17 protein-coding genes are annotated in these 18,155 nt (G+C 35.4%); 15 read left to right on the top strand and 2 right to left on the bottom strand.

Features of this window, described 5'->3' with window-relative positions; genetic code table 11:
* Positions 1–58: 58 nt before the first annotated feature.
* The 7 genes from SJY30_RS16810 (at position 59) to rodA (ending at position 7,848) form a co-directional block, all read left to right on the top strand.
* Complete coding sequence (locus SJY30_RS16810) at positions 59–508, top strand: GAF domain-containing protein (RefSeq protein WP_396633274.1); 450 nt, start codon at positions 59–61, stop codon at positions 506–508.
* Positions 509–600: 92 nt separating this feature from the next.
* On the top strand, positions 601–2,133 hold the full coding sequence (purH, locus tag SJY30_RS16805; protein ID WP_396633273.1) for a bifunctional phosphoribosylaminoimidazolecarboxamide formyltransferase/IMP cyclohydrolase: 1,533 nt from the start codon (positions 601–603) through the stop codon (positions 2,131–2,133).
* 56 nt (positions 2,134–2,189) lie between these two features.
* Entirely contained in the window at positions 2,190–3,218 is a 1,029-nt protein-coding gene (locus SJY30_RS16800) for a rod shape-determining protein (protein ID WP_027066022.1), read from the top strand.
* A 168-nt stretch (positions 3,219–3,386) separates the two neighbouring features.
* Positions 3,387–4,208: a rod shape-determining protein MreC gene (mreC, locus tag SJY30_RS16795; RefSeq protein ID WP_036156796.1), complete on the top strand. Its 822-nt coding sequence runs from the start codon at positions 3,387–3,389 to the stop codon at positions 4,206–4,208.
* The gene (mreD, locus tag SJY30_RS16790) at positions 4,201–4,710 is read left to right on the top strand and encodes a rod shape-determining protein MreD (protein WP_036156798.1); all 510 of its coding nucleotides are present in this window, start codon (positions 4,201–4,203) and stop codon (positions 4,708–4,710) included. The genes mreC and mreD overlap by 8 nt, the downstream gene beginning before the upstream one ends.
* Positions 4,707–6,575, top strand: coding sequence for a penicillin-binding protein 2 (mrdA, locus tag SJY30_RS16785; RefSeq protein WP_396633272.1), 1,869 nt, complete (start codon positions 4,707–4,709; stop codon positions 6,573–6,575). The genes mreD and mrdA overlap by 4 nt, the downstream gene beginning before the upstream one ends.
* Entirely contained in the window at positions 6,565–7,848 is a 1,284-nt protein-coding gene (gene rodA, locus SJY30_RS16780) for a rod shape-determining protein RodA (protein WP_396633271.1), read from the top strand. The genes mrdA and rodA overlap by 11 nt, the downstream gene beginning before the upstream one ends.
* On the opposite strand, the gene SJY30_RS16775 is transcribed toward rodA, so the two are convergent.
* Positions 7,845–8,657 (bottom strand): DNA/RNA non-specific endonuclease, encoded by an 813-nt coding sequence (locus SJY30_RS16775; protein WP_396633270.1) that lies wholly within the window; start codon positions 8,655–8,657, stop codon positions 7,845–7,847. The genes rodA and SJY30_RS16775 overlap by 4 nt on opposite strands.
* 89 nt (positions 8,658–8,746) lie before the next feature.
* On the opposite strand from SJY30_RS16775, the gene msrB reads away from it, so the two are divergent.
* The 3 genes from msrB to SJY30_RS16760 all read left to right on the top strand — a co-directional run bounded on the left by msrB (position 8,747) and on the right by SJY30_RS16760 (position 10,266).
* Positions 8,747–9,205, top strand: a complete 459-nt coding sequence (gene msrB / locus SJY30_RS16770; RefSeq protein ID WP_396635339.1) for a peptide-methionine (R)-S-oxide reductase MsrB — start codon at positions 8,747–8,749, stop codon at positions 9,203–9,205.
* Entirely contained in the window at positions 9,198–9,740 is a 543-nt protein-coding gene (msrA, locus tag SJY30_RS16765; protein WP_396633269.1) for a peptide-methionine (S)-S-oxide reductase MsrA, read from the top strand. The genes msrB and msrA overlap by 8 nt, the downstream gene beginning before the upstream one ends.
* Before the next feature lie 127 nt (positions 9,741–9,867).
* Positions 9,868–10,266 (top strand): DoxX family protein, encoded by a 399-nt coding sequence (locus SJY30_RS16760; protein WP_396633268.1) that lies wholly within the window; start codon positions 9,868–9,870, stop codon positions 10,264–10,266.
* A gap of 684 nt (positions 10,267–10,950) precedes the next feature.
* On the opposite strand, the gene SJY30_RS16755 is transcribed toward SJY30_RS16760, so the two are convergent.
* Entirely contained in the window at positions 10,951–13,089 is a 2,139-nt protein-coding gene (locus SJY30_RS16755) for a carboxy terminal-processing peptidase (RefSeq protein WP_396633267.1), read from the bottom strand.
* 191 nt (positions 13,090–13,280) lie between these two features.
* Between SJY30_RS16755 and surE the strand changes: the two genes are divergently transcribed.
* The 5 genes from surE to SJY30_RS16730 all read left to right on the top strand — a co-directional run bounded on the left by surE (position 13,281) and on the right by SJY30_RS16730 (position 18,152).
* A complete protein-coding gene (gene surE, locus SJY30_RS16750) occupies positions 13,281–14,054 on the top strand; it encodes a 5'/3'-nucleotidase SurE (protein ID WP_396633266.1) in 774 nt (257 codons plus the stop codon).
* Positions 14,055–14,101: 47 nt separating this feature from the next.
* On the top strand, positions 14,102–14,386 hold the full coding sequence (locus SJY30_RS16745) for a hypothetical protein (RefSeq protein WP_396633265.1): 285 nt from the start codon (positions 14,102–14,104) through the stop codon (positions 14,384–14,386).
* Position 14,387: 1 nt separating this feature from the next.
* Positions 14,388–15,509: a lipid-A-disaccharide synthase gene (gene lpxB / locus SJY30_RS16740; RefSeq protein WP_396633264.1), complete on the top strand. Its 1,122-nt coding sequence runs from the start codon at positions 14,388–14,390 to the stop codon at positions 15,507–15,509.
* Between the two features lie 68 nt (positions 15,510–15,577).
* Positions 15,578–16,138, top strand: coding sequence for a C40 family peptidase (locus SJY30_RS16735; protein ID WP_396633263.1), 561 nt, complete (start codon positions 15,578–15,580; stop codon positions 16,136–16,138).
* A 1-nt stretch (position 16,139) separates the two neighbouring features.
* A complete protein-coding gene (locus SJY30_RS16730) occupies positions 16,140–18,152 on the top strand; it encodes a ComEC/Rec2 family competence protein (RefSeq protein WP_396633262.1) in 2,013 nt (670 codons plus the stop codon).
* Positions 18,153–18,155 lie beyond the last annotated feature (3 nt).

The raw sequence follows: 18,155 nt of genomic DNA, 5'->3' as shown, positions 1-18,155 counted from the left end.
TTTTGTTTTAGCGCACACTGTTGCATGACAACAATATGTATTTTTGCAAAAAAAAGTTATGTTCAAAGCACTACGCCCTCAAGTAAGTTCTATTATTGATTCTAACAAAACCCCAGATGCAAAAATGCAGGATATATGCGAGCTTTTAAAAGCTAACGTACCACATTATGACTGGGTAGGTTTTTATTTTAAGAATGGCGATAAGCGCGAACTAAAATTAGGTTCTTATGCTGGTGCTCCAACAGATCATACCATAATTCCTTTCGGCAAAGGTATTTGCGGACAGGTTGCTGAAAGTAACGAGAATTTTGTGGTGCCAGATGTTCAAGCTCAAGACAACTACATTGCATGTAGCATTACAGTGAAAGCAGAGATTGTTGTTCCCTTATTCCTTAACGGTGAAAACATTGGTCAAATAGATATCGACTCTAACACTCCCGACCCTTTTACAAAGGCAGATGAGACCTTTTTAGAATTCGTAAATTTTGAAGTAGCCAAAATTCTTTAAAACTTTAGGCTTTTTGTTGATAAACTAGCTCATTTTATAACTGCAAAAAAATTACTTTTGCTTGCTTATTAAAAACATTTAAGCATCATACAATGAGCAGTGTAAAAAAAGCGTCTTCAGCCTTAATTTCAGTTTTTCATAAAGACGGATTAGAGCCAATAGTAAGAAAATTTCAAGAATTAGGAATCACTATTTACTCCACCGGAGGAACCGAAAAATTCATAACTGATTTAGGAATCGACGTGGTTCCTGTAGAAGATGTAACTAGCTACCCTTCTATTCTAGGAGGAAGAGTAAAAACTTTACACCCAAAAGTATTTGGTGGTATTTTAAACAGACAGGACAACGAAAGTGATGTTGCCCAATTAGCTGAATTTGAAATTCCACAAATAGATATTGTTATTGTTGATTTATATCCTTTTGAAAAAACGGTTGCCAGCGGCGCTTCTGAACAAGATATCATTGAAAAGATAGATATAGGCGGTATATCCCTTATTCGTGCTGCAGCCAAAAACTTTAAGGATGTCACCTGTGTTTCTTCTATGGAAGATTATGCAGATTTTCTTGAAGTTGTTTCTGCCGACAATGGAAACATAAGCCTTGAAGACAGAAAGCGTTTTGCCGCTAAGTCTTTTAATGTTTCTTCTAATTACGATACTGCTATATTCAACTATTTCAATAAAAACCATGATATAGCTGCTTTAAAAGTTAGCGAAACTAATGGTAAGGTTTTACGTTACGGCGAAAACCCACACCAAAAAGGATTCTTCTTTGGGGATTTCGATGCTATGTTCTCTAAATTACACGGTAAAGAATTATCATACAACAACCTTTTAGATGTTGATGCCGCCGTTAATTTGATGCTGGAATTTAAAAACGATGCTCCTACCTTTGCTATTCTAAAGCATAACAATGCATGCGGATTAGCACAAAGAGACACATTACACCAAGCTTATGTTGATGCTTTAGCAGGTGACCCTGTTTCTGCTTTTGGCGGAGTTCTTATCAGCAACAAAGAAATTGATAAAGCTACGGCAGAAGAGATACATAAATTATTCTGCGAAGTTGTTATAGCACCTAGTTATAACGCAGAAGCTCTTGAAATTTTAAAAGGAAAGAAAAATAGAATCATCCTTATTCAAAATGAAGTTGAGATGCCAGAGATGCAAGTTAGAACTTGTTTAAACGGTATGCTTCTTCAAGAAAAAGATCATAAAACAGATACAGTCGCCGATCTTACCAATGCGACCAACACAAACCCTACAGATCAAGAATTAGAAGATTTGATTTTTGCATCTAAACTTTGTAAGCATACAAAGTCTAATACAATTGTTCTTGCTAAAAACAAACAACTTTGTGCAAGTGGTACAGGGCAAACCAGTAGAGTCGATGCTTTGAACCAGGCAATACATAAAGCACAAAGCTTTAATTTTGACCTAAACGGAGCGGTAATGGCTAGTGATGCTTTCTTCCCTTTCCCTGATTGTGTCGAGATTGCGGACAAAGCGGGTATCACCAGTGTTATTCAACCGGGCGGATCTATAAAAGATCAATTGAGTGTTGATTATTGCAACGAACACAAAATTTCAATGGTGATGACAGGCACACGTCATTTCAAGCATTAATTTCATTACTTTTGTCGATGAAATACACCCTTTTATCTAAAATTTAAATATCACATATGGGATTTTTTGATTTCTTGACCGAGGAAATAGCTATAGATTTAGGTACAGCTAACACTCTTATCATTCATAATGACAAGGTAGTTGTCGATAGCCCATCCATCGTTGCCAGAGATAGAATTAGCGGAAAAATCATTGCAGTTGGTAAAGAAGCCAACATGATGCAAGGTAAAACCCATGAGAACATAAAAACAATTAGACCATTGAAAGATGGTGTAATTGCAGATTTTGACGCATCTGAAAAGATGTTGATGATGTTCATCAAGAATATTCCTGCATTAAAGAAAAAATGGTTTCCACCAGCATTGCGTTTGGTCATTTGTATTCCTTCTGGTATTACTGAAGTAGAAATGCGAGCGGTAAAGGAATCTGCAGAACGTGTAAACGGTAAAGAGGTGTATCTTATTCATGAACCAATGGCTGCAGCTATTGGTATCGGTTTGGACATTATGCAACCAAAAGGAAATATGATCGTTGATATAGGTGGTGGTACTACCGAGATTGCAGTTATTGCATTAGGCGGTATCGTTTGTGACAAATCTGTAAAGATTGCAGGTGACGTTTTCACAAACGACATCATTTATTACATGCGTACACAGCACAACTTATATGTTGGTGAAAGTACGGCTGAAGCAATTAAGATTGAAATAGGTTCTGCAACAGAAGATTTACAATCTCCACCAGATGAGAAATCTGTACAGGGACGTGATCTACTGACAGGAAAACCAAAACAAGTTCAAATATCTTATAGAGAAATAGCGAAGGCTTTAGATAAATCTATTCTGCGTGTTGAAGATGCGGTTATGGAAACATTATCTCAAACTCCCCCAGAATTAGCTGCCGATATTTACAATACTGGTATATACCTTGCAGGAGGTGGCTCTATGTTACGTGGATTGGACAGAAGGTTATCTCAAAAAACCGACTTACCAGTTTACATTGCCGAAGATCCATTACGTGCCGTAGTACGTGGTACCGGTATCGCACTTAAAAACTTAGAACGCTACAAGAGCATACTAATTAAGTAAGAAGCTTGTTTTAACGAACAGCTTCTTACTTAATATTGATAGCCTTGGATAAAATTCAAGAGCCATTTATTAATGATTATCGATAGAATTTCTGGGCTTGTCTAGAAACAATTTATCTAAAGGCAGTCTTGTTTAAAACACTATTATCGAGTAAAAATATAGGGGTGAATGCAACAGATCATAAATTTTTTAATTAGGTATAAGATATTCTTACTTTACCTTTTTCTATTATTGATTTCCTGCATTTTTACGTTTCAGTCGCATTCGTACCACCAATCTAAATTTTTAAATTCATCTAATTATATCACAGGAAGCATCTATACTTTTTCCGATGATATTACTTCTTATTTTGGCTTAAGAGAAGAAAACAATAAGCTTGTTGAAGAAAACAAAAGACTTAGAGATAAGCTATTTAACAACTTGGTACTTTCACCGGCTCTTATAGATTCAACTTCTGTAGACTACGAAGTTATAAGAGGGCGTGTAATCAATAACAGCTATGCCGACCAGCGCAACTATATCACTATCAATAAAGGTGAGAGTGATAGTATTGTTCAAGATATGGGCGTTATTACAGATAAGGGTATTCTTGGCATCGTAGAAAATACCTCAGACAACTTTTCTACAGTACAAAGTATATTGAGCGATAAGTCTAACATTAACGCAAAAATCAAAAACTCTAATCACTTTGGTTCTTTAGTTTGGGAAAACACTACAGATTATAATGTTGTTCAATTAATTGACATACCAAGATTAGTACCTCTTACCATTGGTGACACCATTGTCACTGGAGCCATGAGTAGCATATTCCCTGAAAACATTCCTATTGGCACCATTAAAAGATTTGATTTAGACAACTCAAAAAGTTTCTATTTTATAGATGTAGAACTCTTTAATGACATGACCAATATTGGTACAATATATATCATTAAAAATTTAAATCGTAAAGAAGTTTTAGAATTAGAAGCAGAAACAGAAGCCAATGATTAACAACACTTCATTTTTAATTGTGCTCCGATTTATTTTATTGGTACTACTGCAAGTGTTAGTATTCAATAAACTTAATTTCTTTGGCTATATAAATCCGTTGATTTATATTCTTTTTCTTTATTGGTATCCTATCAAACAAAATAGAACTACCTTTATAATTCTATGCTTTTTCTTAGGATTATGCGTAGATATTTTTTCTGACACACTTGCCATAAACGCAGCAGCTACCGTTACCATAGCTTATCTTCGACCAACCATAATGCGTTTTGTCTTTGGTGTCAATTATGAATTTCAAAGTTTTAAGTTAAACAACAGTACCAAGGCACAACAATTCACGTTTTTAGCGTTATTGATTATAATACATCATTTGGTATACTTTACGTTAGAAATTTTCAGCTTTTCAAATAGCCTGTTAATTTTACAAAAAACGATTATAGTAGGTATTGCCACATTGATTTTAGGAATGTTGTTCAGTACATTATTCAGCAGTAAAAAAGAATGAGAAAAATTCTTTTATCATCAATTATAATTGTCATCGCCATTACATTTTTGGGAAGGCTGTCCTATTTGCAAATTTTTAGTTTTTCTGCAGAGCAAGTTTTAGAGGATCCGGCAATTAAAGCAATTTACGATTATCCTGAACGCGGCTATATTTATGATCGTAACGGCCATCTTTTAGTTGGTAACGATCCCGCATATGATGTCATGGTAATCCCAAGAGAAGTTAAACCTTTAGATACTTTAGAGTTTTGTGGGTTATTAGGAATTGACAAAGAAAAATTTGTCAAAAAACTTAAAAAAGCAAGGGTATATTCTCCAAGACTACCTTCTGTACTGGTACCTCAACTATCAAAACAAGATTACGCCAAGCTACAAGAGAAAATGCGTAAATACAAAGGCTTTTACATTCAAAAGCGATCTTTACGCTATTACGATACTCCTAGCGCGGCAAATGTTCTAGGCTACATTAGTGAAGTAAACGAAGGTGATTTAGCGGTCAATAAATACTATGTTCAAGGCGAATTAAAAGGAAGAACAGGAGTTGAACGCTATTACGAAGACCTATTAAGAGGCAGAAAAGGTGTTCAGTACATTCAGAAAGATCGATTCAACAGGGATATTGGACCATATAAAAACGGAACCATAGACACCTTACCTGAGCAAGGAAAACAAATAAGTATTACCATAGATAAAACGCTACAGGAATATGGCGAGCTATTGATGAACGGAAAAAGAGGCGGCATTGTAGCCATAGAGCCTGCAACCGGCGAAATTCTTTCCATGATTTCAGGACCAACATACGACCCTGCTTTGCTAGTAGGTCGTGAACGTTCTAAAAATTATACGAAACTCTATAACGACACCATAGCAAACCCAACTTGGGATCGTTCTATTCACGCACAACAACCACCTGGTTCTCCATTTAAAACCTTAAATGCTTTAATTGCTTTACAAGAAGGTGTTCTAGATGAAAATACTACTATACAATGTTACCACGGATTTTACGTGGGCAAGAAAAAAAGAGGTTGTCACTGTGGTGGTGGTTTACGAAACTTGAACAAAGGAATATCACAGTCTTGTAACGCTTACTTTGCAGGAGCGTTCAGAAAAATATATGAAAAATTTGAAACTACGGATGAAGGCATGGATGTTTGGGAAAAACATATGCGAAGCTTTGGTCTAGGTGATTATTTAGGTTACGATCTACCATTTGGACAAAAAGGTCGTATACCTAGTAAAGAATACTACGACAAATGGTACGGAGATAATAGATGGAGTTCTTCTTACATTATTTCTAATGCTATCGGACAAGGCGAAATATTGGCAACACCGGTGCAATTAGCGAATATGACGGCAGCGATTGCCAATAGAGGTCATTATTTTACTCCGCATATCTTAAAGAAAATTGAAGGCAAGGATATCACCGAACCTAAATTTACCGAAGCCAAACACACTACAATTGATCCAAAACACTTTGAACCTGTAGTACAAGGTATGGCTGATGTTTATGTAAGTGGTACTGCAAGATGGTTACAAATTCCAGGCATTGAAGTGGCCGGAAAAACAGGAACCGCAGAAAATTTCACTAAAATTGATGGCGTACGTACACAATTAACAGACCACTCGGTATTTGTAGCATTCGCACCAGTTGACAATCCTAAAATTGCAATTGCGGTATATATAGAAAATGGATATTTTGGATCTAGATATGCCGGACATATTGCAACCCTTATGATTGAAAAGTATCTGAAAGGTGAAATCACCTTAAAGACACTTGAAAAAAGAATGCTTGAAAAAACTTTAGAAGCAGAATACGCGAAACCCTACAGTGGGGAGGAGTTCAAAATTAACGAGCGTGTCTGGTAAAAGTGTTTTAAAAAGAATTGATTGGCTAAGTGTTTTTATCTATTTCGCACTTGTACTTATTGGCTGGATCAATATATACTCTAGTACATTTACCGACGAGCATAGCTCTATTTTTGACTTTAGTACTTTATACGGTAAACAACTCTTTTTTATCGGGGTCAGCCTAGTTACCATAGTCATAGTACTTGCATTAGAAGTAAATTTTTACGAACGGTTTTCTAGTTTACTTTACCTCATATCCATGCTTTCGCTATTAGGGCTCTTTGTTTTTGGTAAAACAATTGCCGGTGCAACTTCATGGTACGACCTTGGCTTTTTTAATTTACAACCTTCCGAGCTTGCAAAAGTAGCTACTGCTCTTGCACTTGCTAAATATCTTAGCGACATTCAAACAGATATCAAACGAAGAAAAGACCAGTTCTATGCGCTTCTAATTATACTTGTACCTGCCATTCTTATTATACCTCAACCCGATCCGGGTAGTGCACTAGTATTCTTTGCCATGATTTTTGTGATTTTTAGAGAAGGGCTACCATTGTACTATTTGGTTATTCTATTAAGTCTTATACTGATATTCGTCATTACCCTAATGTTTGGTACCGTATGGCTTATAATCGGTTTGGCATTAATGATTATTCTATTATATACTTTAAAACGTAAATCATTAAAAATTCCGGTAATACCGCTTAGTCTAATTAGTGTAGCTGTTATTCTGTTCTCGCTTTCGGTAAATTTCGTTTTCAATAACGTATTCGAACAACGTCATAGGGATCGCTTTGGTTTATGGTTACGTTTAGAGAAAGATCCCAAAAAACTGGAACAGATAAGAAAATCGATTGGTTACAACACGTATCAATCTGAAAAGGCAATTGAATCTGGTGGATTCTTCGGAAAAGGATTTTTAGAAGGAACACGAACAAAAGGAGATTTTGTACCTGAACAGCATACCGATTATATATTTAGTACCGTTGGTGAAGAATGGGGCTTTTTAGGAACGGCAACAGTAATTATTCTATTCACCGTATTGTTTCTGCGGTTAATTTCTTTAGCAGAACGACAGAAAAATGCTTTCGCTAGAATGTATGGATACGGAGTTATTTCCATACTTCTGATTCACTATTTCATTAACATAGGCATGGTAATCGGTATTCTACCTACTATTGGTATTCCCTTGCCCTTCTTTAGTTATGGCGGATCTGGACTCTTATTCTTTACAATTCTACTCTTTATTTTTTTAAGGTTAGATACGAATAGACTAAAGGAAAGTTTCTAAAACTTCCACCCCACGGTGTTTTTACTCGCTTCAAAAGCCCTTTGTTGTTTTTCCGGTAGCTCGGCAAAAAAGTCGATTCCTGTTTCTTTTTCTATCTCATCAATTGATACTACGAAATTACGTAAAGATGTAAAATGGGGTTTATTCGGCATTAAAAAAGATAAAGCATAAATCTTATCTCCCTTTTTACGGGCTATAATCTTATAAAAAGCATCTGGCACATCAACATCCTCTTGCCCGATCTCTTCTAGACCACTTTCCAACACTCCGCCTGTAAATATATATAAAGTTCCATATTGCTTCGCCCAGCGTCTTGTTTGCTGCTCCAAGTCGTTCCAAATACCCGCATTGAACTCTCTGTCTTGCGGACTTATATTACTTGTATAAAATGTTTCATTGAATGCTTGTAAAGAAAACCTACGATCACCGGCAGGCACTAAATGTCCACGATCATAACCTGAGCCCTTATAATTTCGCCAATCGGCAGATTTAGAGGAAACAAACGGATCCTCTATAAAATACGGTCGCTTTCTATCATCATAAGTTAGATGGCTTTTACTTAACGTATACGCTACCCACTCTGCTTGCTCATAAGGTTCATTGTACGATAATGTAAAAAACTCATGATTTACAATCTCCCCCGTTGTAGACGATGGCAAGAGCTCTATGGGAAAATCATTGGTAGTAACTTCATCGTTGCTATTGGAATATGTAGCGGGAGTATAAAAGTTTTCAAACAGCCAAAAACCTATAATACAAACAAGAATTAAAATACTATATAGAGATCCATTTTTTTTGCGGTATGCCATACGCCAAAATTACCTAATTTTGTAAGATATAAGGCAAATTACCGACCAATAAACCTAGCAAACAAAGTTTAAACGAAAGGAAAATTATGATGTTAACTTGGAAAGATATAATTCATTTTTCAGTGAACGGTAACCCTGAACCTGATAGACGAGTTGAAAAAACCGAACAGGAATGGAAAGAAATCTTGACACCTGAACAGTTTAGAGTTACTCGAAAAAAAGGTACTGAAGCCCCGCATTCCGGCGCGCTTTGCACTGCTCACGAAGCTGGTAAATATGAATGTATTTGTTGTGGCACACCTCTTTTTGATTCTACTATAAAATTCGAATCTGGTACTGGCTGGCCCAGTTTTACACAACCTATAAAAGAAAATGCTATAAAATACCATAAAGATACTTCTTTTGGAATGGTACGAGTAGAAGTCATGTGCAATACATGCGATGCTCATTTGGGCCATATATTCCCTGACGGACCAGAACCTAGTGGATTACGTTACTGCATTAATTCAGAATCTATGCAATTAGAAAAGGAGGAATCGAATGGCTAATTCAAATTTAGAAATCGCTACAGTTGGTGGTGGTTGCTTTTGGTGTACCGAAGCGGTATTTCAAGAGGTAAAGGGCATACACAAAGTAGTTTCTGGATATACTGGAGGTAAAGCACCGGGGAGACCTACCTACAGAGAAATCTGTTCTGGTTTAACGGGACATGCAGAAGTAGTACAGGTCACTTTTGACCCTAGTATCATTTCCTATGAAGATATCTTAATTATCTTCATGACTACACATGACCCTACTTCTTTAAACAGGCAGGGAGCTGATACTGGTACTCAATACCGTTCTGTTATTTATTTTCATAATGACGAACAAAAGCAAAAAGCAAAAGTAGTATTGCATGAAATGCAGGCAGTATATGAGAAGCTAATAGTAACCGAATTAAGTCCTTTAGGTATTTTCTATGATGCAGAAGAGTATCATCAAGATTATTATAAGAACAATTCTGAACAAGGATATTGCCAAGTTGTAATCAACCCTAAGTTGGCCAAACTTAGACAATTGCATGCAGATAAGCTTTCAACTTAACAAATAGCTGTTCATCCGAAGTGTTATTCGGTTCAACTACAGTAATTTACCGTTCACCTATGAGCACAGAAAAAAGTTCATAGGTGAACGTACCTTTGAGACATCATAACATTAAACCCTACTTATTATGAATTCTCAAAAAACATTTTATTACATCGCTTTAGGTCTTTTTGCTACTGCAGTTATTGGATCAATCATTAATTCCATAATCAATTACGAAGTAATTGTCGAAACATTTATCAAGTTAGGCTATCCTGTTTATCTTATACATGTATTAGGTATATTTCAATCTCTGGGCATTATCATGATTATATTCAATAAATCCCACTGGTCTTTGGAATGGGTATATGCAGGTTTCTTTATGAATTACTTCTTAGGAGCAATGGCTCATTTAGCCATAAAGGACGGCAATGGTGCTTCTGCTGTAATTTGTATTGTACTTTTATTCGTAACCTACATACAAAGTAAAAAGATAAGAAATATAAGTAATGAACTTTCAGAATTTGGTAAAACAAAATTCGTATAATACTCTTAACTCAATTATTTAACTACCGAGCCGCTACATAAACCATGTAGCGGCTTTTATTTATTACTCTATTTATCATCTTATTCATATCGAAATAGAGACTCACAAATGAGATATTAGAATGAACGAATGAGGCTATGGGTTCGTATCTATTAAACATCAATCCGATAGACATAAGATCACTAAGTACCATTAAATGTTAACATTTTATCACAGATAAAATCAACTATTTAAATAGTAATCAACGCTCGTTCTATTTATGAGTTCACAAGCTTATAAATATGCTATTTAAAAAAGTAACAAAGCATCTACTGATTTAAATATCCAAACCAAGCGCTATGATTTATTTGATTTAGACCTGCGCTACTTTTATAAATATCGTATAACTCATCACCTTATTATTTAAGTTCTTCGTTCAAGAAATCATTGATCCACAATTTATATTAAACTATTTAAACCAATACACGCCATATAAAGGCTTAGCATTCTACATACTATACCTAACATATCAATAAACATTTTACAATAGCACAGCTTAGGCTTCATAAATATGTTGATCACCGGTGACTGTATGAAATAAAATTATCAGAAAATCAAAGCAAACAAAAAGCCTAAGAAGAAATTCTTCTTAGGCTTTTTAATTAATTCTTTAATATATTATTTTTAAAACATAGAGAAGAATTTTTAGTTCTTTACACTTGCCAATTTCCCTTGCTTAATGTTACTCATCTTTAAATCTTCCAAAACGTTTACCGCTTCTTCAACATAAACATCCTTGGCTAAATTTTTATGCCATCTATTACGCTTTTCACGTAGTACAGAATCTTTAGTAAACAATTGTTGTTCGTAACCTAAAGACTTGAATGTAAGCTTAGAATCATAATCCGTTAATTTTTTAAAATAATCAGACTGTGCTTTATCTTTATCTTTTTCTTCTTTATAGGTATTATAGTTTAAGGAAATTTCAGTTTCATCTTGCTCGCCCTTTAGCCACTTGGCATTTTCTTCTATCAACTTTATCTGTGCACTAGCAGCCATTCTCTTCTCGCTATTGGCAATGGTTTTCTCATAATTGATATAACCGTCCCAAGCCTTATACTCTGCAGGTGTTATTTTATCCCATCCTAAGGGATTTGACTGATCTCTTTCGCCCAAATCAATATAACTATATCTGTCTGGAACAACAATATCACTCTTAACACCTTCTAACTGAGTAGAACCACCATTGATTCTATAGAATTTTTGGGTTGTAATCTTAATAGCACCTAAATCTCCATGTTCGTTACTACGCAGCATATTGTTTAAAGGAATAACATTTTGTACCGTTCCTTTACCAAACGTTTGCTTGCTACCTATTACAATAGCTCTTTTGTAATCTTGCATTGCAGCCGCTAAAATTTCAGAAGCAGAAGCAGATAGTTCGTTTACAAGAATTACCAATGGACCATCCCACTGAATTCTTTCATCTTTATCATCATATACATCTTTACCTTTGTCTTTAGATTGTACTTGTACAACAGGTCCGTCTTTAATAAACAAACCGGCCATTTCAACAACTGTTTTTAAAGAACCGCCACCATTATCACGTAAATCTAAGATAAGTCCTTCCATACCCTCTTCTTTTAAACGCTCTACTTCTTTGGCAACGTCTGTGGCAGCATTTCTTTCGCTATAATCGTTGAAATCTACATAGAACTTTGGAAGATTGATAATTCCGAATTTCTCTTCACCTTTAATTATATTGGCAGATTTAGCGTAAGACTCTTCTAATTCTACAACATCTCTTGTTAAAGAAACGACATCTAAAGAACCATCTACTTTTCTAACTGTAAGATCAACAATAGTACCTTGGGCACCTTTTATCAATTTAATGGCATCGTCTAAACGCATACCTACAATATTGATCGGCTCTTCTCCATTCTGACCAACTTTTATGATCTCATCACCAACTTCCAATCTCTGATCTCTCCATACCGGTCCTCCAGAAATTATCTCAACAATTTTTGCACCTTCGGATTTTTTCTGAAGTCTTGCTCCAATACCTTCAAACTTACCTGACATACTGGTATCAAACTTCTCCTTTTCTTCTGGAGCGAAATAAAATGTATGGGGATCAAACTCATCTACAATGGTATTGATGTACTGTACAAACCAATCTTTACGCTCTAAGTCATCAACGAAATCAAAAAACTCATCCAAGGTTTTTTCCGTAGATTGTCTAGATTCTAATTCAGCTTGTTTTGGAGTGTGAGCAGCATGGTCATGATCTTCTGAACCTTCGACTTCTTTTTTCTCCATATGCGAAATTTTAGAATCATATGTACCTAAAGTCGCATACTTTAATTGCTTTCTCCATCGCTCTTTCAACTCTTTACGGTTACCCGCAAAAGCTTCTTCATCATACTTAATACTTATACTCTCATTCTCAGTATAATCAAAAGGAGTTTCTAAAACTTCCTTATAAATAGTTTTGGCATCGCCCATGCGCTCCATTAATCTTTCATAAACAAGATTGAAGAAAGTAATATCGGTATTTTTAATTTCGTCATCTATTTGATACTTATACTTTTCAAACTCAGCAATATCAGATGCTATAAAATATCTTTTGGTAGGATCGATAACGTCAATAAAATCTTCGAATACATGTACAGAAAAATCATCGTTTAGGGCTTTTGGCTCATAATGTCCTTTTTCCAATACATAGGTTATCAAATCTAACAGCAACTTATCTTTGTCATCATTTTCAAATGTCTTATTCGTAAAACTGCACGATGCTACTGCTGCAAGCATCAATAACAGTACGTAGGCCAAATTTCTTTTCATAAAATTATCTTTTACTTTCCTTTTCAATATCTCCGAATTTGAGGGTTAAGAGCAGCAACTATAGCTACTTAAACCTCTAAGGTAAAGAAAAAACCATGCCAATTAAATCTGCTTAGAACTAATTTTTTGTTAAACGGCATTTCGGACTTATCATATTTAAAAACGTATTTTTACTACAGAAAGTATACGTTATGGAAAAACCATTGATTTTAGTTACAAATGATGACGGCATTACGGCACCCGGTTTGCGAATGCTAGTCTCCATTATGAAGAAAATTGGCGACGTTGTCGTGGTAGCGCCCGATAGCCCGCAATCTGGTATGGGGCATGCTATTACGCTAGATACAGCACTATTTTCAAAAAAGATGAAAATTGATCTCGATAATAAAAATATAGATGAATATAGTTGTAGCGGCACCCCTGCAGACTGTGTAAAACTGGCACTTCAAGAAATACTACCCAAAAGACCCGATATCTGTGTCAGCGGCATTAATCACGGTTCAAATTCTTCTATCAACGTAATATACTCAGGCACCATGAGCGCTGCTGTTGAGGCCGGTATAGAAGGTGTTCCCGCAATTGGTTTTTCTTTATGTGATTATAGTTGGAATGCTGATTTTTCTCAAGCTCAAGATTTTATTCATGAAATTGTCACTACAGCTTTAGAAAACGGAATTCCAAAAGGCACCGTTTTGAACGTCAATATACCTAAACTAAAAAAAGAGGAGCTTAAAGGGATTAAAATTTGCAGACAGGCAAAAGCCAATTGGAAAGAGAAATTTGACAAACGCACCAACCCTATGGGCAAAGATTACTATTGGCTGACCGGTGAGTTCGAGTTATTGGATAAAGGTGAAGATACCGACGAATGGGCACTTGCCAATGGATATATTTCTGTTGTACCCACTCAATTCGATTTAACCGCCCACCACGTCATTCAAGAATTGAACACCTGGGAATTTTAGTGATTTCCCAAAAAAAAAGATTAAATTATTTAGCTCAAATATTTTAGATGAATACCAAAAAAGAAATTCTAATAGGTTTTATTGTAGGCATTATCGCAAACGCCATTGGCACATTGTTATACATTTTAATATTCTCTGACCTGGGGATTTTAGAAACCTTTGAGGCCGCCGTTAGACAAGAACATGTTGGCAGTCTTCTAGCATTGGGTGCCATTCTTAACCTTGTGGCTTTTTTCGGATTTCTCAGAATAAAAAGAGACAACAGGGCTAAAGGGGTTTTGATCGCTACCATTTTAACGGCATTCGTGATTCTTTACTACAAAGTATTTTAACATGAAGTACTATATTATTGCAGGCGAAGCTTCTGGTGATCTTCATGGCTCTAATTTAATTAAAGCTCTGAAACAACAGGACAACAATGCTGACATTAGATGCTGGGGTGGCGACTTAATGCAGCAAGCCGGCGGAACTTTAGCCAAACACTATAAAGAATTGGCTTTCATGGGCTTCATAGAGGTAATTCTAAACCTGAACGCCATTTTTAAAAACATTAAATTTTGCAAGCAAGATATTGCCGCATTCAATCCTGATGCTATAATTTTCATTGATTATTCCGGGTTTAATTTACGTATTGCTAAATGGGCCAAAGAACATAATTTCTTGACTAATTATTACATTTCACCTCAGATTTGGGCATCTAGAGAAGATAGAATAGCTAAGATAAAAGCTACCGTAGATCATATGTACGTGATCCTACCTTTTGAGAAAGAATTTTACGAAAAGAAACACAATTACCCGGTCAACTTTGTAGGACACCCTTTATTAGACGCCATTAATAACAGACCAGAACTAAACGAAAGTCTATTCAAATCAGATAATGGTATAGACCCGAACAAACCCATTATAGCTTTACTGCCCGGTAGTCGTAAACAAGAGGTACAAAAAATGTTATCGCTCATGCTTTCTTTGACCGACGACTTTTCTGAATATGAATTTGTTATTGCAGGTGCACCAAGTTTAGATAAAGAATTTTATGCTGCTTTTCTCACCAATGCGAATGTGAAATTCATTCAAAACAAAACTTACGATTTACTTTCCATATCAAATGCCGCCTTAGTTACCAGTGGTACAGCTACTTTAGAAACTGCTTTATTCAAAGTACCTCAGGTAGTTTGCTACAAAGCAAATTGGATCTCTTACCAAATTGCAAAACGTATTATTACTTTAGAATATATTTCTTTGGTCAACCTTATCATGAAAAAGGAAGTAGTTAAAGAATTAATACAAGATGATTTCACCAAGCAGAACCTAAAAAAGGAACTGACCTTAATTTTAGATGGTGAAGCTAGACGTAAACAATTGACCGAATATGATGAGTTGATTGCCAAATTGGGTGGATCTGGAGCCAGTGCCGAAGCCGCTGCTCTAATCATTGCAAATGCTAAAATCTCATAGCAATATTCTTTTTAAAAAATAATTCTATAATTTTGGAGTTAGACGTACTACAGGGTACACTCTATTTTATGCGCATTTTACCATACTTTATAATCATTTGCTTTTTAGCCAGTTGCGGAGCCAAAAAAACAACTACTTCTGACAAGGAACGTAAGATTTCCGTTGCTGCCGCAAATAATGCCAGAACAGGTAATGTTACCGGTATTACAAGAACTGAAGAACATAGTACAGTTTCTTCAACGCATACCAAAGCAGATGAAATCATTAACACAGCCCTATCATTTTCGGGTACGCGGTATAAATTTGGTGGTACAACCAAGAAAGGAATGGATTGCTCTGGTCTACTATATGTTTCTTTTGGAGAACATGATGTACAACTACCTAGAGTATCTTACAACATGGCAGAAGAAGGTCGTAGGGTAACCGTTAAGAATGTTGAAAAGGGCGACTTGCTATTTTTTAAAACCTCTAGGGGATCAAAACGAATTAACCATGTTGGCATGGTCGTAAGTACCGACAATGACGAAATTACATTTATTCACGCATCAACATCTCGTGGCGTTACCGTTTCTTCATTAAGAGACGGATTCTGGAACCAAGCATTCGTAAAGGCTACAAGAATATTATAGCATGAAGCTCTTAGCGTTTATTCCTATTAGATTAACGCTTTTACTCATTGTTGGCATCTTAATAGGTCATTATTTCTCCTTTAGCTTATTACATACGCTTCTCTTCACAGTATTTCTATTTCTAATACTTGCCGCAATTTTCTTTTTTGAAAAAAACACAAAATCGATTTTATTCGGAGTCATTGCCGCACTTACATTTATATCATTAGGCACCTACAGTTACACTGCCGCACAACCCATAAACAATACTAATCACTTCAGTAAACATCAAAGTAGCAATAACGAATTATGGACGCTAAAAATCAAAGAGGTTCTAAAACCTAATCAGTTTTCTACCCGCTATTTTGCCACAGTAAAAAGTATAGACAATGAACAAGTAAGTGGTACTATACTTCTCACCATACCCAAAGATTCAGCAAATTTAAATTTAGCTATAGATGATGAATTTGTAACCCAAACCGAAGCTAAAACTATTTCTTCTCCTTTAAATCCGCATCAATTTGATTATAAAAAATATCTAGAGAATCTAGGTGTGTATCATAGTATGCGAATAGAACACGATCAACTTGTAAAAATTAAAAATTCACAAACTACTCTTTTAGGAATCGCCGCAAGGGCACGAAATCATATTATTGAAAAACTTGATAAAGAAAATTTCGGAGCAGATGAATTGGGAGTCATAAAAGCGCTATTACTTGGTCAGCGTTCAGATATATCAGAAGAAACATACACCAATTATCAGAAAGCGGGTGCCGTTCATATTTTAGCAGTATCTGGTTTACACATTGGTATTCTACTTTTAGTTATCCAGTTTTTATTGAGACCGCTAAAAAATATCCCTAGTGGGCGAACCCTAATTTTAGTTCTATCGGTTCTCTTTTTATGGGGCTTTGCCTTTATTGCAGGTTTGTCTGCCAGTATAATTCGCGCAACTACGATGTTTACCTTTGTAGCTTATGCATTGTATTTAAACAGACCCAGTAACACCTTCAATATACTTGCGCTTTCCATATTATTTATTCTATTATTCATCAATCCGAATTTATTGTTTCAAGTGGGTTTTCAGATGAGCTATGCCGCTGTTTTTGCCATACTTTATATTTTCCCCTTACTTAAAGAACTATGGTTTCCGAAGAATAAGGTTGTACGATACTTTTGGCAATTGCTATGTGTTAGTATCGCCGCCCAATTAGGTGTTCTGCCAATCAGCTTATTTTATTTTCATCAGTTTCCGGGACTGTTCTTTATTTCAAATTTAATAATTGTGCCCGCTTTAGGATTGATTCTAGGTATGGGTATTTTAGTAATTGCACTCTCACTATTAAATTGGCTCCCTACTCAATTAGTATGGTTTTATAACGAAATCATTAGTTTAATGAACAGCATTATTGCTTGGGTAGCAAAACAAGAAAATTTTATTTTCAGTGCTATTTCTTTTGACTTTATTCAGCTTTTGTTAAGTGTATTTGTCCTGATAATGGGCGTAGAACTTTTTACCAAATTCAATTACAAACGCGTTGTTTTCTTTTTACTAAGTATTCTATGTTTTCAAGGTTATACCATCTTTAAAGAATATGAAGCTCATAACAAGTCGGAAGTATTAGTGATGCATCAAACGAGAAAGAGCCTCATTTTTAACAAGAGCGGAAAAGACCTAACTATCCTAACAAACCCTGACAATACACCTGATTATCTTATTTCAGATTATATTACTGCAGAACGTATCGATTCTATTCGCTATGATACCTTAAAAAATAGCTATGCCTTCAAAGATGAATCGGTACTGATCATAGATAGCACAGGAATTTATCCGAAGTCATCATCCCATAAAATCTTATTGACACAATCACCAAAAATCAATTTAGACAGGCTAATTGACAGTATTAAACCCAAAGAAATTATTGCAGATGGCAGTAATTACAAAAGCTACATTGAACGTTGGAAAGCTACCTGCATAAAAAATAAAATCCCTTTTCACTATACTAGTGAAAAGGGAGCTTATTATTTTCAGTGATTA

Source organism: Maribacter sp. R86514, from assembly GCF_044597005.1.
Taxonomy (GTDB): domain Bacteria; phylum Bacteroidota; class Bacteroidia; order Flavobacteriales; family Flavobacteriaceae; genus Maribacter.
Note: the sequence above shows the minus strand (reverse complement) of the source record. Positions and strands in the feature narration are given on the sequence as shown.

What these genes read in the sequence shown, in the direction of transcription:
- SJY30_RS16730 (WP_396633262.1), top strand. Translation starts at nt 16,140, where the DNA reads ATGAAGCTCTTAGCGTTTATTCCTATTAGATTAACGCTTTTACTCATT.
- SJY30_RS16755 (WP_396633267.1), bottom strand. Translation starts at nt 13,089, where the DNA reads ATGAAAAGAAATTTGGCCTACGTACTGTTATTGATGCTTGCAGCAGTA.
- surE (WP_396633266.1), top strand. Translation starts at nt 13,281, where the DNA reads ATGGAAAAACCATTGATTTTAGTTACAAATGATGACGGCATTACGGCA.
- mrdA (WP_396633272.1), top strand. Translation starts at nt 4,707, where the DNA reads ATGAGAAAAATTCTTTTATCATCAATTATAATTGTCATCGCCATTACA.
- SJY30_RS16800 (WP_027066022.1), top strand. Translation starts at nt 2,190, where the DNA reads ATGGGATTTTTTGATTTCTTGACCGAGGAAATAGCTATAGATTTAGGT.
- msrB (WP_396635339.1), top strand. Translation starts at nt 8,747, where the DNA reads ATGTTAACTTGGAAAGATATAATTCATTTTTCAGTGAACGGTAACCCT.
- lpxB (WP_396633264.1), top strand. Translation starts at nt 14,388, where the DNA reads ATGAAGTACTATATTATTGCAGGCGAAGCTTCTGGTGATCTTCATGGC.
- SJY30_RS16735 (WP_396633263.1), top strand. Translation starts at nt 15,578, where the DNA reads ATGCGCATTTTACCATACTTTATAATCATTTGCTTTTTAGCCAGTTGC.
- purH (WP_396633273.1), top strand. Translation starts at nt 601, where the DNA reads ATGAGCAGTGTAAAAAAAGCGTCTTCAGCCTTAATTTCAGTTTTTCAT.
- SJY30_RS16810 (WP_396633274.1), top strand. Translation starts at nt 59, where the DNA reads ATGTTCAAAGCACTACGCCCTCAAGTAAGTTCTATTATTGATTCTAAC.
- SJY30_RS16775 (WP_396633270.1), bottom strand. Translation starts at nt 8,657, where the DNA reads ATGGCATACCGCAAAAAAAATGGATCTCTATATAGTATTTTAATTCTT.
- mreC (WP_036156796.1), top strand. Translation starts at nt 3,387, where the DNA reads ATGCAACAGATCATAAATTTTTTAATTAGGTATAAGATATTCTTACTT.
- SJY30_RS16760 (WP_396633268.1), top strand. Translation starts at nt 9,868, where the DNA reads ATGAATTCTCAAAAAACATTTTATTACATCGCTTTAGGTCTTTTTGCT.
- msrA (WP_396633269.1), top strand. Translation starts at nt 9,198, where the DNA reads ATGGCTAATTCAAATTTAGAAATCGCTACAGTTGGTGGTGGTTGCTTT.
- SJY30_RS16745 (WP_396633265.1), top strand. Translation starts at nt 14,102, where the DNA reads ATGAATACCAAAAAAGAAATTCTAATAGGTTTTATTGTAGGCATTATC.
- mreD (WP_036156798.1), top strand. Translation starts at nt 4,201, where the DNA reads ATGATTAACAACACTTCATTTTTAATTGTGCTCCGATTTATTTTATTG.